General features: G+C 44.0%; 12 protein-coding genes. 6 read left to right on the forward strand and 6 right to left on the reverse strand.

What is annotated here, in order from left to right:
* Positions 1–20 precede the first annotated feature (20 nt).
* Both CBX98_RS21250 and CBX98_RS21255 read right to left on the reverse strand, forming a co-directional pair.
* Complete coding sequence (locus tag CBX98_RS21250) at positions 21–2,156, reverse strand: TonB-dependent siderophore receptor (protein ID WP_109170216.1); 2,136 nt, start codon at positions 2,154–2,156, stop codon at positions 21–23.
* A 117-nt stretch (positions 2,157–2,273) separates the two neighbouring features.
* Positions 2,274–3,206, reverse strand: a complete 933-nt coding sequence (locus CBX98_RS21255) for an AraC family transcriptional regulator (RefSeq protein WP_109170217.1) — start codon at positions 3,204–3,206, stop codon at positions 2,274–2,276.
* A gap of 539 nt (positions 3,207–3,745) precedes the next feature.
* On the opposite strand from CBX98_RS21255, the gene zwf reads away from it, so the two are divergent.
* The 3 genes from zwf to gnd are packed head-to-tail and all read left to right on the forward strand — an operon-like array spanning position 3,746 to position 7,447.
* Positions 3,746–5,248 carry a glucose-6-phosphate dehydrogenase gene (zwf, locus tag CBX98_RS21260; RefSeq protein WP_005397367.1) on the forward strand — a complete coding sequence of 501 codons (1,503 nt, stop codon included), beginning with the start codon at positions 3,746–3,748 and terminating at the stop codon, positions 5,246–5,248.
* Positions 5,245–5,961, forward strand: coding sequence for a 6-phosphogluconolactonase (gene pgl / locus CBX98_RS21265; protein ID WP_085344566.1), 717 nt, complete (start codon positions 5,245–5,247; stop codon positions 5,959–5,961). The genes zwf and pgl overlap by 4 nt, the downstream gene beginning before the upstream one ends.
* A gap of 37 nt (positions 5,962–5,998) precedes the next feature.
* Entirely contained in the window at positions 5,999–7,447 is a 1,449-nt protein-coding gene (gene gnd / locus CBX98_RS21270; RefSeq protein WP_109170218.1) for a decarboxylating NADP(+)-dependent phosphogluconate dehydrogenase, read from the forward strand.
* Between the two features lie 82 nt (positions 7,448–7,529).
* Here gnd and CBX98_RS21275 read toward each other — a convergent pair whose 3' ends face one another.
* A complete protein-coding gene (locus tag CBX98_RS21275; protein ID WP_005397371.1) occupies positions 7,530–7,733 on the reverse strand; it encodes a hypothetical protein in 204 nt (67 codons plus the stop codon).
* 575 nt (positions 7,734–8,308) lie between these two features.
* On the opposite strand from CBX98_RS21275, the gene CBX98_RS26305 reads away from it, so the two are divergent.
* On the forward strand, positions 8,309–8,446 hold the full coding sequence (locus tag CBX98_RS26305) for a hypothetical protein (RefSeq protein WP_012841759.1): 138 nt from the start codon (positions 8,309–8,311) through the stop codon (positions 8,444–8,446).
* Positions 8,447–8,512: 66 nt separating this feature from the next.
* Here the strand turns inward: CBX98_RS26305 and CBX98_RS21290 are convergent, their stop codons facing one another.
* Complete coding sequence (locus CBX98_RS21290) at positions 8,513–10,273, reverse strand: sigma-54-dependent Fis family transcriptional regulator (protein ID WP_109170219.1); 1,761 nt, start codon at positions 10,271–10,273, stop codon at positions 8,513–8,515.
* A 239-nt stretch (positions 10,274–10,512) separates the two neighbouring features.
* On the opposite strand from CBX98_RS21290, the gene CBX98_RS21295 reads away from it, so the two are divergent.
* Entirely contained in the window at positions 10,513–12,033 is a 1,521-nt protein-coding gene (locus CBX98_RS21295) for an aldehyde dehydrogenase family protein (RefSeq protein ID WP_012841760.1), read from the forward strand.
* Between the two features lie 133 nt (positions 12,034–12,166).
* Here CBX98_RS21295 and exsE2 read toward each other — a convergent pair whose 3' ends face one another.
* Both exsE2 and exsC read right to left on the reverse strand, forming a co-directional pair.
* Positions 12,167–12,472, reverse strand: coding sequence for a T3SS regulon translocated regulator ExsE2 (gene exsE2, locus CBX98_RS21300; protein WP_074191265.1), 306 nt, complete (start codon positions 12,470–12,472; stop codon positions 12,167–12,169).
* 8 nt (positions 12,473–12,480) lie between these two features.
* Positions 12,481–12,927 carry a type III secretion system regulatory chaperone ExsC gene (exsC, locus tag CBX98_RS21305; protein WP_005397386.1) on the reverse strand — a complete coding sequence of 149 codons (447 nt, stop codon included), beginning with the start codon at positions 12,925–12,927 and terminating at the stop codon, positions 12,481–12,483.
* A 387-nt stretch (positions 12,928–13,314) separates the two neighbouring features.
* Between exsC and CBX98_RS21310 the strand changes: the two genes are divergently transcribed.
* Positions 13,315–13,722, forward strand: a complete 408-nt coding sequence (locus tag CBX98_RS21310; protein ID WP_109170220.1) for a YscW family type III secretion system pilotin — start codon at positions 13,315–13,317, stop codon at positions 13,720–13,722.
* Positions 13,723–13,859: the final 137 nt, after the last annotated feature.

Consider the following 13,859-nt stretch of genomic DNA (forward strand, 5'->3'; position numbering starts at 1 on the left):
TGTTGTTCCGCTCTAAGAGGTTAGAAGTTGTATTCTAACTTCGCTTCAATAGAGCGCTCAGCGCCAAACCAACAGTTTTTTTTGTCGTAACAAGAATAGTATTCTTTATCGAATAGATTGCTTGCAGAAAGCGTGACGCTAGCCCCTTTCATTGATTCAGATACCGTTGAGAAATCGTAACTTGCTGCCAAATCAAACAAGGTGTAGTCCGGTACTTTTTGACTATTCTGTGCATCAATTTGTGCTTCTCCGACATAGCGAACGCCAGCACTGGTACGAAGGCCTGAAAGATTTCCTTCAAAGAAGTAATTGGCCCATAAAGAGGCCGTTTGCTCAGGTACCCAAACCGGCGTTTTACCTTCTTGGTTGTAATAACTGTCTTCGGTAATCTCCATATCGGTATACGTGTAGCCTAGAGTGAAATCAGCTTGTGCTGTGGCTTGCCACTTTGCCTCTAGTTCAACACCCTGTGATACCACTTCGCCCGCTTGATAGTTCGGTGCATAAGGATTATTCGGATCGGTCAAGATCGCGTTTTTCTTCGTAATATGGAAGAACGCTAAATTACCCGAAATATCGCCAGACAATGGCGCGTATTTAAAACCGAGTTCCCACTGATGCCCGGTTGATGGTTCAAACGCTTTGCCTGTGGCATCTGCACCCGCAATTGGCTCAAAACTCTCGGAGTAAGTAAGGTATGGGGATAAGCCGAAGTCGATCTCATACAAACCGCCGACTCGGAAAGATACGTTGGTGTCGTCTAACTCTTCCTTGCTGTTGGATATTGTTCCTAGATAATCGCTCACGGCGTCCGTATTTGAATCGTATTTATCCCAACGAAGACCCGCAATCATTATAAGTTGGTCGTAACGAACTTGATCTTGCAAATAAACGCCAATTTGCTTCGTTTTGATATCTAAGTTTTGTTTGTATTGGAAATTCAGTGCATTACGATCAATGCTGTTGTGGTCAGGATTGAAGATGTCCTGAGTTAGCGAATACCCAAGCGTATCTTTGTATTTTACATCCGAATCTAGATACTGATAATCAATTCCGAACAATAAGTTATGTTCAAAGTCTCCTGTTTTAACGTAGCCAGATAGTTGGTTGTCAATCACAAAGGATTTGGACTTTTCATCGGTTAAATAGGCATTTCGACCAACGGTACGGTTATCCGCTTCAAGTGCACCGTTATATGTGTTTTCCTGATAGGCATCGGCGGTCATGTAGCGGGCATTCTGTAGAAATTGCCAATTGTTGTTAAAGTCGTGTTGGACTTTGTAACCCATCATCAGAACTTCGCGTTCGTAAGTGTTCCAGTCCTCATCCCCCAAATAAGTGCTTGGTGACATCGAGCCAAGTGGGTTGTCAATCACTGAGCCAGACGCTGGCACGGTCGTGTAGATACCTGCTGATGGATCATTTTGATAGTAAACATTCACGTTGACTAAGGTGCTTTCTGTGGCTTGCCAATTGAAAGATGGAGCGAGGACATAACGTTCGTCTTCAGACGTGTCGGCTTGACCATCTCGCTGTTTTGCGAGGCCGATAATACGGTAATCAACATTAGAATCACCAATTTGTCCTGTGGTGTCGAACGTCAGTTCTTTTAGGCTGTTAGTCCCAGTACTAATCGAGACAGAGTGCGAAGGTGTTGACTGAGGCGCCTTGGCGATAATATTGACCATACCTCCTGGTGGAATATTGCCGTAAAGAACAGACGTTGGCCCTTTAAAAACCTCGATTTGTTCAAGGGCAACGGAATCGACCTGAGGTTGGAGGTTCCAGCCGTTGTACAGCAAAGGAAGACCATCATAAAAGTTGGTGTAGTTAATAAAACCACGAATATTGAATAGGTCAAGGCGAGAAACGGCACCGCCACGCAGCTCTGTATTTACGCCAGGCGCGTAACGCAATGCTTCGCTCACTGAGTTTACGCCGCGTAGGTCCATGTCATCTTTAGTGATTACCGTGATCGCTTGCGGCGTTTCTTCCGGTTCTAAAACGGTTTTAGTTGCGGTGTTTCGGTATGTTTCGCCAAGTACTGTGATAGTTTCGTGCTGAGAAGTGCTCTCAGTGGCACTGGCGTGACCAGCAATAAGCGCGGATACCACGACTGCAACCGCAGAACGATGAAATCGATTCGGACTTTCCATATTTATTAATTCCACTACTTTTATTTGTTGATAATGATTGTTGTTTGCATTCTATAGCGAAAGAAATAGGAAAAGTTAACAATTTGGTGCAAAGCCAGAACCTAAGTGCTTAGGCTTCTATCTAATGGGCATGGCTTCGTTCGGTTTGACAGGTATCCAGTAATGCATTTGGGCGTTCTCGCTCTCAACATCATAGTCTTCTGGATAAACTTCTAACTCGTAGCCATCAATACCGTGATAATTGGAATAGGGGAGCCAGTGCAAAATGAACCACTCAAGCGTCGCCGCTAGATTTAATGCTTTACCTATGTGCGTAATCACTGCGTAGGTTTGCTTAGGAACAACCAGAAGATCTGGTTCTTGCGTAGAGCCTTTGGATATTGAAGTTCTTGACGCAGAGTTGTACTCATAACCGGCCCAATACTCGAGTTGCTGGTTGCTTGAATACGCTTTTGTTACGTCAATCACACCAAGATATTTTCTTTCCAGATGAGTATGGTTTTCAGATGAATAGAGCTGTGACCACAGAGAGGGCACTTTGGATTGGAAGTTGGGCGTTGCGGAAAACAATCCATAAATAGGTTCATGATAACCAGCAAGCACAAAAGCAGGTTTTGTTTCTATTCGAACTTCGATAAAGCACTTATGTCTATTTTCGTCTTCTGGTGTCTCGCGCAACGTTAAAGGTTGCCTCAAGCCCGTTAGTTGCTGAGCTTTACGATAATCCCGAGGACTCTTTGAAAACATATTTTTGAACGCTCGACTAAATGCATGTTCAGACGCAAACCCCATTTCTATCGCAATATCTAACGAGCGATCTGATGTATGGATTAAGCGTTCAGCCGCAAGGCTTAGTTTTAGCTCTCTAATATAGTGAGCGACGGATACGCCAGTGTGTTGCTGGAAAACGCGTTGCAGTTGCCAACGTGACCAGCAGCTTGCTTTCGAGATTTCATCCACACTAAGTGCGATATCTAGATTGTTGTGAATGTAATCAAGCACAGAGTGTATTCGGTTTATCGGGTGCAGATTCTTTGTGCCTGGTTTCATGGCGTTCTACTTTCGCATTAATAGTATCCTCATTATCTTTAATTGAGTATCATTATCAATAGAGTGAGAGGATAAAATTCAGGCTACATAGATCACAATAAAATTGTAATGGATTGCAAGGGTGGGTAAGAATTGTCCATATTAGAGTTTTTGCTTAATTTTTGTCTTACGTTAGTGCAACTTTTTTTATCCATAAAATACAAATATTTATGATGTTTTGTGTAACTTATTTAAACGTTTGCACTGGCAAGTGTTGATGTAAATCAAATAGTCGTAGACAATACTGCACCGTGTCGGACTCTCCTCCAGCGAGTACAGTGTGTACTTTTGAGACATAAGTGACCTAAATGACCTTAATACGTCGTGTTTCCAACAGATTTGGGAGTGCTACTTCTTGAGGTTCTTTGGGCCTATAGACTTTACCTATCAACGTAATAGGTAAGACCAATTTTCTATTTTGAGGTGCCATTGATAGGGTTGGCTCATCCTTTAGCCGTATCCGGGCACACAATAAGTACCTCGTTTTTAAGGGAAAGATGATGGTAATACCAGAAAACAGCAGCATCGTTATTTTTGGTGCTTCAGGTGACCTTACATACCGTAAGCTCATTCCTGCTTTATACCACCTCTATGCGAACAAGCAGCTTCCAGAAAATTTTGCTATTCTGGGTGTAAGTCGCACTGAATACAGTGATGAGTCTTACCGCGCGAAGCTGAAAAAATCGCTTCAGGAAATGGAAAAGACTGAGCCAGAAACGCTTGATGCATTTATTAACCATCTGCACTACCAAGCTATCAATACTTCTGACACACAAGATTACAGTAAGCTATCTTCTCGTTTAGACCAACTTGCTGACGAATATCGTTTCGATCAGCGCAATACGCTTTTCTACTTAGCAACCCCACCAAGTTTATACAGTGTGATTCCTGCAAGTCTTGCAGCACACGGCCTAAACAAAGAAGAAGATGGTTGGAAACGCCTGATTATTGAGAAACCATTCGGTTATGACCTTGAATCAGCGCGTATTCTGGATAAAGAAATTCACGAGCACTTCCAAGAGCATCAAATCTACCGAATTGACCATTACTTAGGTAAAGAGACGGTACAAAACCTTCTTGTACTTCGTTTCTCAAACGCGATGTTTGAGCCGCTTTGGAACCGTAACTTCATTGATTATGTTGAAATCACGGGCGCAGAATTCCTCGGCGTAGAGGAGCGTGGTGGTTACTACGACAACTCGGGTGCCGTGCGCGATATGTTCCAAAACCACCTGCTACAAGTATTGGCGATGGTGGGTATGGAGCCACCTGCACAGATCAATGCAGATTCGATGCGTGATGAAGTCGTTAAAGTACTCCAGTGTCTAAAACCTTTGGACGAAAACGCTCTGCGTAACGATCTAGTATTAGGTCAATACACCGCTTCTGAAGTTCGTGGACAAAGCCTACGTGGCTATCGTGAAGAGCCGGGGGTTGCAGACGACTCACGTACCGAAACTTACATCGGTTTGAAAGCATACATTAACAACTGGCGTTGGAATGGCGTGCCATTCTACGTGCGTACTGGTAAGCGTCTTCCAACACGCGTGACTGAAGTGGTTATCCACTTTAAACAAACACCGCACCCAGTGTTTGGTCAAAACGCACCAGAAAACAAGCTGATCATTCGCATTCAGCCAGACGAAGGCATTCAAATGAGCTTTGGCTTGAAAGAGCCAGGCGCAGGTTTTGAAGCGAAAGAAGTGAAAATGAACTTCCATTACGCTGACCTACAAGAAACGCAAATGCTAACTGCGTATGAGCGTCTTCTACTTGATGCATTGAATGGTGATGCTACGCTATTTGCACGTAGTGATGCGGTGGAAGCGTGTTGGCAGTACGTACAGCCAATTTTAGACTTTAAACAAGATCCACAATCCCTCTTCGGGTACGCATGCGGCACATGGGGTCCTAAAGAGTCAGACGACCTGCTACAGCGTGATGGTCGCGCTTGGCGCTTCCCATGTAAAAACTTAACAGATACGGATTACTGTGAACTATGATCAACCATAAGATCTACCAAACAGCAGAGCAGGTAGTTGAAAGCCTAGCTAACGACATGAAAGCGTTCAGCGAAATGGGCCGACCTGTTCACATCTCTCTTTCTGGCGGCAGCACTCCTAAAATGCTGTTCAAACTGTTGGCTTCAGAGGCTTACGCAACCTCTATTCAGTGGCAAAATCTCCACTTCTGGTGGGGTGACGAACGTTGTGTCGCACCTGACGATGCGGAAAGCAACTACGGAGAAGCGAACGCGCTACTGTTTAGCCAAGTAAACATTCCAACAGAAAACATCCACCGTATACGCGGTGAAGATGACCCTAAAGTGGAAGCGGAACGCTTTGCGAAAGAGATGTCAGAGGTGATTCCGACTGAAAACGGAACCCCTGTGTTTGACTGGATCTTATTAGGTGTTGGTGCAGATGGTCACACAGCTTCTCTGTTCCCTGGCCAAACGAATTATGATGATGCGAACCTAGCTCTTGTGGCGTCTCACCCTGAGTCGGGCCAGCTTCGTGTGTCAAAAACGGCACGCGTTTTAGAAGCAGCAAAACGCATCAGTTACTTAGTGCTTGGTGCAGGAAAAGCGGACATCGTTGAAGAGATCAACAGTTCACCTGCACACGCACTGCCATACCCAGCGGCTAAGATTCAAGCGAAATCTGGTCTGACGGAATGGTATTTAGATTTGGACGCAGCAGCAAAAATTGCTTAAACGCTGCTCGTCAATGAAACAAAATTGGAGAGAAACAATGAAAGGTGATATCGGTGTAATTGGCCTAGCGGTAATGGGTCAAAACCTTATCCTAAACATGAACGATCACGGCTTCAAAGTGGTAGCTCACAACCGTACTGCTGCTAAAGTAGACGAGTTCCTGGAAGGTCCAGCGAAAGGCACGAACATCATCGGTGCATACTCTCTAGAAGAACTAGTAGAGAAGCTAGAAACGCCACGTAAAGTGATGCTAATGGTTCGCGCAGGTGACGTTGTCGATAAATTCATCGACGCTCTAGTCCCTCTACTAGACAAAGGCGACATCATCATCGACGGTGGTAACACGAACTACCCAGATACAAACCGTCGCGTTGCAGCACTACGCGAAAAAGGCATCCACTTCATCGGTACTGGCGTATCTGGTGGTGAAGAAGGTGCCCGTTTTGGCCCATCTATCATGCCTGGCGGCGCTCCAGAAGCTTGGGAAGCGGTTAAGCCAATCTTCCAAGGTATCTCTGCAAAAACTGATGCAGGTGAGCCTTGTTGTGACTGGGTTGGTAACGACGGTGCGGGCCACTTCGTTAAGATGGTACACAATGGCATCGAATACGGCGACATGCAGCTGATCACAGAAGCTTACCAGTTCATGAAAGACGGTCTTGGTATGTCTGCAGACGAGATGCAAGCGGTATTCGCTGAGTGGAACAACACTGAGCTAAACAGCTACCTTGTTGAAATTACGGCTGACATCCTTGGCTACAAAGACGAAGACGGTGAGCCTCTAGTTGAGAAAATCCTAGACACTGCTGGCCAAAAAGGTACAGGTAAATGGACGGGTATCAACGCTCTAGACCTTGGTATTCCTCTAACGCTAATCTCTGAGTCTGTATTCTCTCGCTGTCTATCTGCACTGAAAGATCAACGTGTTGAAGCTGAGAAACTGTTCGGTAAGACCATCAGGCCAGTAGAAGGTGACAAGCAAGAGTGGGTTAACGCACTACGTCAAGCGCTTCTAGCGTCTAAGATCATCTCTTACGCTCAAGGCTTCATGCTAATGCGCGAAGCGTCGAACGAAAATGGCTGGGATCTAAACTACGGTAACGTTGCTCTTATGTGGCGTGGTGGTTGTATCATCCGCAGCGCGTTCCTAGGCAACATCCGTGATGCATACGAAGCAAACCCAGAACTAGCATTCCTAGGCTCTGATGATTACTTCAAAGGTATCCTACAAAACAGCCTAGTAGCATGGCGCAAAGTTGCAGCTAAGTCTCTAGAAGCGGGCATCCCAATGCCATGTACGACTTCCGCACTAACGTTCCTAGACGGTTACACAACAGCTCGTCTACCTGCGAACCTACTGCAAGCTCAACGTGACTACTTCGGTGCTCACACTTACGAGCGTATCGACCGTGAGCGTGGTGAATTCTTCCACACTAACTGGACTGGTACAGGCGGTGACACAGCGTCTACAACTTACGACGTGTAATCGTTTTAAGTAAATCGACTAAGTATAAAAGGATGCCTAAGCATCCTTTTTTGTGTCTGGCTTTATGAAACTTAAAGAGCGCCTAGGCGCTCTTTTCAGTGGTCGTTTTCTTGTTTTGATAAAACCTGTCTTTGAGGTAGAGAATTGCGCTGACCACAAGAGCCACTACAGAAACAGTAAATAGGGCATACATGCTAAGAATCCATGCGAATGTAGCCGTCAAAAACGCAATGAAGGAAAACATTCTGCTGAAAGACATCACATGGCCAAGTTTGCTACTTTTCATAAACGCCTCCCAAAGCTGAGTGGGGATAGACAAGTGTGGTCATATACCACACTTTGATTGTCTGTTCTTTTTGGGCGTTTCACACAAAAAAGCGGCTAAAGATTTCTCAAAAAAGGTGAAATATTGAACTGGTAGACAAATCCATAAACGGATTTACAAATATATGAATGCATTTGTCTATCACTTCAAAGTTTTTGCTGTGCAGATTAAGACCTTTTAACGCTATTATTGCAGCCTTCGAGTTTACTAGGCGTAATTTCAAGTCAATAATTCCGGGAAGCTCATCCTCATTATCAGTCACGATGAAAATCACTTTTCTTTGCTTAACAATACTTTATTGAATATGTGTAATTGCATCAGTTTTGAGAATGAAACTAAGGTTGCAAGAAAGGCGAAAAAGAGTGCTAGGTAAGCCTTTGAACTACGCCTATAATTAGCGCCCACATGGAGGATGTTTAATAAATGAACATCCTCTATTTTTTGAAACCAGCAACAAGGATCCAGTAAAACGTATTTTTCTGGTGTTGTTTACGTTGACCAAGAAGGTGATTAACACAACAAATTGAGGTTCTAAGATGATTCTTAACAAGTACTTTGTTTTCATTCCGGCAGAATTGGATCAGGAAATACACAAGGACAACCAAGTGATCTCTGAGAAGGAAACTCAACGTCAGGCATTAGTAAAACAGGCGCAACAACAAGGCGGCCTGTAAGCTAGGTTTCAAATAGAAAGAGCACCGCCAAGGTGCTCTTTTTGTATCTGGTGAACGGCAATAGGCTTAACCCAATATGCCAAGGTTTTTCAGCTTTCTATAAATCGTATTTCGACTGACGCCAAGCATACGAGATGTTTTGCTGATGTTCCCCTGATTGGCTTGATATGTTTTGAGCAGTTTGTCTTCGACGGTTGCACGCAGTTCTAACGTGGGTTCGGCGGCGGTTGTTACGTCTTGAGCCTGGCTGAGTTTCTTACTCAAGTGAGTCGGTACGTGAGCGAGCTCCAACGTTTCTTCACCTTGCGCCATTAATGCGGATACTTTGATTAAACTATCGAGTTCACGCAAGTTTCCTGGCCAAGAGTAAGAAAGCAGCAGAGAAAGTAGATGAGGGCAAAGTTGTTGTTCAGATTCAGCATGACGTCGGTGGATATTTGCGATCAGTTGTTGCTTATCATCTCGTTCTTCAAAGCGAGGCAATTCGATGATCAAACCATTGAGGCGATAGTATAAATCTTGACGGAACAATCCTTCGCTAACCAAGTTCTCGAGATCTTTATGCGTGGCCGCGATGATTTGCGTATCGACTTGAACACTTTGGTTTGAACCAACGGGAAGCACGGTTTTATCTTGCAATACATGCAGCAAGCGGCTTTGAGCTTCCAAGGATAAATCTGCGATTTCATCCAGAAACAAAATCCCCTTGTGCGCTTGGCGAATTTTTCCCTGATAGCCTTTGCTGTTTGCGCCAGTAAATGCACCAGCTACGTAGCCAAACAATTCGGACTCAACCAAATCTTTCGGTAGTGCGCCACAGTTGACGGAAACCAACGGCCCCGTTTTTCTCTGGCTGTTTTTATGTAGCGCTTTCACAAACTCATTTTTACCAACCCCAGTTTCTCCGAGAATCAGTAAGCTGATGTCTTTATCGATAACGCGATTGGCTTGTTGCCAGCAATGTTCGACAGTAGAATCGCCGTAATGCAGATCATTGGAAGCGGTAACGGAACGAGACTTCACTTTTTTGTCGGTCAACGGCTTTGTTTTGAACACGAAAGGATGGTCGGCACTTGGGATAGAAAGAATGTCGTCGAGCGATTGCCCGATGACGTTTTGTTGCGCGAGGAGCTGAGAAGCAACTTGGTTGTGCGCGAGAATCTGTCCATCTTCATTAGCGATGATAATGCCTTGCCATCCACTGTTTAGTAAGCCTTTTTCACACGCCAAATCCACACGAATATGCCCTTGTGGAATCAAGTTAAGCAATTGATTTTCAACTTGCTGAACCATGTTCTGTACCAGCACTTGCGTTGAGAAATCATGTTTCTTTTGTTCGCTGGTGATATCTAGCACGCCAATCAAATGACCAAGATGATCGAAAATAGGATTGGCCGAGCAGCTAATAAAACGATGATGTTGGATGAAGTGTTGATCGCCGATGACTGAGACCGGTTTTGCTTCAACTATCGCAGTCCCAATCGCGTTGGTGCCTTTGACCTTTTCTTGCCAGCACGCACCAGAGCTTAGCGCAATTTCGGTCAACTTCTCGCGGAACTTAGGTTGTCCCCAACTGCCGATGATGACGCCGTCGGCATCCGTCAGAATTAAGCGGCTGTCACTATGAGCAAAAAGCTGATTAAACAGCGGGAGAGCAAACTGGGTGACGGTTTCCAATAAGAAGTTGAGTTGGTGACGCCTATCTTGAAGTGTCGCTGGTGTCACTCGAATATCTTCAGGGCGTCGACGCTGTTTTAAACCCGCCTGTTCACTTCGGATCCATGAAGTTGAAAGCCAATTGTTATCGCTAATGTGTTGAAGTTCCATGACTGTACCATTTTGTCACAGTGAGGGTGTGCCATTTTGGAACACTTGAACATTGGTGTTCACACCATACATCCGCTCAAACATCTCTCACTTGGTTTGTTATCGCTTGGTAATCATAGTTTTACATTTAATTAACAACAAGTGTGGTGTAGTTGGCGTGTGACTTGCGTAATGCTCTTTGTGAACAGTGCGATACGACACTGCAATAACACATTGAACGAGAAACAAAAGGAAGAGTTATGATCTATGCACAGCCAGGTAGTGAAAATGCCATTGTTAACTTTAAATCGCATTACGATAACTTTATCGGTGGGGAATGGGTAAAACCAACGGGTGGTGAGTACTTTGACAATATCTCACCAATCAACGGACAAGCGTATTGTAAAGTTGCTCGTTCTGGTGAAGCGGATATCAACTTAGCATTGGATGCGGCACACAACATCAGAACTAAATGGGCAAAAACCAGTGTGACTGAACGCTCGAACATCTTGCTGAAAATTGCTGATCGTATTGAGCAGCATTTAGAAGAGTTGGCAGTTGCCGAAACTTGGGAAAACGGCAAACCAGTTCGCGAAACCTTGGCGGCAGATTTACCTTTAGTGGTAGATCATTTCCGTTACTTTGCTGGCTGTATTCGCGCACAAGAAGGCAGTGCGGCGGAGCTGGATGAGCACACCGCAAGCTACCACTTCCCGGAGCCGATTGGCGTGGTTGGTCAAATTATCCCGTGGAACTTCCCAATGTTGATGGCGGCTTGGAAACTGGCACCGGCACTTGCGGCAGGTTGTTGCGTGGTATTGAAGCCAGCAGAACAAACGCCAACGTCGATTCTGGTTCTTATGGAAAAGATCGGTGATTTACTGCCACCGGGCGTCATCAACGTTGTTAATGGTTTTGGTTCAGAAGCAGGCCAAGCGTTAGCAACCAGCAACCGCATTGCGAAACTCGCATTTACGGGCTCAACACAAGTTGGCAATCACATTCTAAAATGTGCGGCGGACAACTTGATCCCTTCGACTGTTGAGTTGGGTGGTAAATCTCCAAACATCTACTTCTCAGATGTTTTCGATTACGAAGATGAGTACCTCGACAAGTGTATCGAAGGTACGCTACTTGGCTTCTTCAACCAAGGCGAAGTTTGTACCTGTCCATCTCGCGTGCTGGTTCATGAAGCGATTTACGATAAGTTTGTAGAAAAATTGACGGAACGTGCGCAGTTAATCAAGCAAGGTAACCCGCTCGATACCGATACTCAAGTTGGTGCTCAGGCTTCTCAAGAACAGTTTGATAAGATTTTAAGTTACCTCGAAATCGGCCGTGAAGAAGGCGCAAAAGTGGTCTTTGGTGGTGGCGTATCTGAACAGCCAGAGTCAATCAATCAGGGTTACTACATTCAGCCAACGATGTTGGAAGGCCACAATAAGATGCGTATTTTCCAAGAAGAGATCTTTGGCCCAGTGATTGCCATCACTAAGTTTAAAGATGAAGCGGAAGCTCTGGAAATCGCGAACGACACCGAATATGGCTTAGGCGCAGGCGTTTGGACTCGTGATGCGAACGTCGCATATCGTATGGGCCGTAATATCGAAGCTGGTCGAATCTGGATTAACTGTTACCACGCTTACCCTGCACACGCAGCGTTCGGTGGCTATAAAAAGTCAGGTATTGGACGTGAAACACATAAGATGATGCTGGATCACTACCAAAATACGAAAAACCTATTGATTAGCTACAGTGTTGATCCACTAGGCTTCTTCTAAATGAAGTAGTTAACAAAGAAAAAGCAGTACTAACCAAAACCCCGAGCCTTCGGGGTTTTTTATTGCATGGGCTTGCGGGTGGGAGGGTGTGTATACGTGAAATTTATATTTTGAACCCATCTATATTGCGTGTTCAGGAACGTTGAATTACGGCCACTTTTCGTTCAAGTAGTTTTTCGACCGCGGTGTTTTGCTTTTCAAGACTAAACTGCTGATCAAAATCCAAGACGCGATTACAAGACTCAAGACTCGCAAACTGGTTTAAACATTCGCTAAGTTCTCTTTTAGAGCTCATTCGAGCCAAACTGCTTTCTGATGAAGAGAGTAGGGTCACTTTGCGGCCATGAAACGTTCCTTGTGGCAGAGCATCACTTTGCTGCGCTTGCTTTACTTCATGAACCGGTAAGTTAGTGTATTTAGATTGGATGTCGTTGGACATAGAGACACCTAAACTCTTAAGTCTAAAGTTTGTGGCATCGGAGCTACCTCAGCAGTGGCGACATGAGCAGACAATAACGACTCCCACGACTCACTTTGCGTCAACAATTCCGCCAAAGCAGTTTCAAAATACTCATAATCCAGTCGCTTAATGTTAATGAGTCGGTTTAAACAGAGTACATGTCGATGATTATCTAAACTAAAGAATAATTGATGCTCAGGCCAGTGATAATTAAAGGCTAGGAAAGAACGATAGAGATCGGAATTAACGATTTGAAGACCAACAATCTCAGCTTCGAGCTGGAGGGTTGTCGATTCAGGATGAAAGATGATATGCACTCTTAGATTATCATCAAACGCTAAGCTTACTTCATTTTCCGTTAGATGCAGTGCAGGCAAGCCTATTTGATGAGCAAACTTTAGCAAAATCTCATCGATAGTTTGGCGTGCTGACATAGGAATAGTCCCTTTTGAAATTTTATCAAGGAAAATATTAGATGTATCTCTTCGTGTTTATCAATATTGGTCGGTTGTTATTATATTTTGGTTTTTAATTTCGGTGAGCTAAATAGAACAGCGATAACAAATGTGCTCTGATGCATATTGTGGTGCTTCTTAGATATTTAAATATCTTTGTTCTCTAATATACCCGCCTAATTGAAAGTGTATTAAGGTGCAGTCACGATGAGTTAAATTAAATCTAATGTTAAATATGTGTTGTTGAAGAATGCGATTTATTGTCCGCTTGTAGTATAAATATAAGTTGATCTTTTATATTTTTACATAAAGAATTGTGTGAAATTAAAATGAACTAAGTCTATAAAATAAGTTTATGGTGCCATAATGAACAATTCTATGTGGGCTGGTTTTGTCGGACTATTCCTACTAAGTGGGTGTAGTCAGTCTGTGCCGATTGTAAGGGAAGGTAGCTTTGACACAAAGAGTCAGGCGACACTCTATGGTTGGGTTTCTGTCGATGGATACTTTCCACCTTCGATTACATCTCTTGATGTGGAGATATGTAAAGTAATTGAAAATCAGTGCTTTAAGTCTGCATTTCAGCACTACCAAGGCGTTCATTTACCCGTACAGTATTCATTTTTAATTGCACCGATTCAAGCTGGTGACGGAAACATGAAGATAATTGGAAAGCTATACTCGAATGGGGAACTTGTAGCGGAAAAAGAAAAGAACTATTTATTTTCAGTGGAGGGAAAGCAGGAAAATTTGATGCTCGTGCCAAAAAAATAACCAGATGAAAAGTAATCGGTTACATTTAATTAGACCTTACTAAATTATTAAAAATAAAGATTTGCTCTTTCCTGTTGTGAAAGTTTTGTTGTTTTTACAAACATTAATCACATGGTTTAAGTCATCGGGTCAGTTGT

Source organism: Vibrio sp. T9 (genome assembly GCF_003123985.1).
Classification (GTDB): Bacteria; Pseudomonadota; Gammaproteobacteria; order Enterobacterales; family Vibrionaceae; genus Vibrio; species Vibrio diabolicus.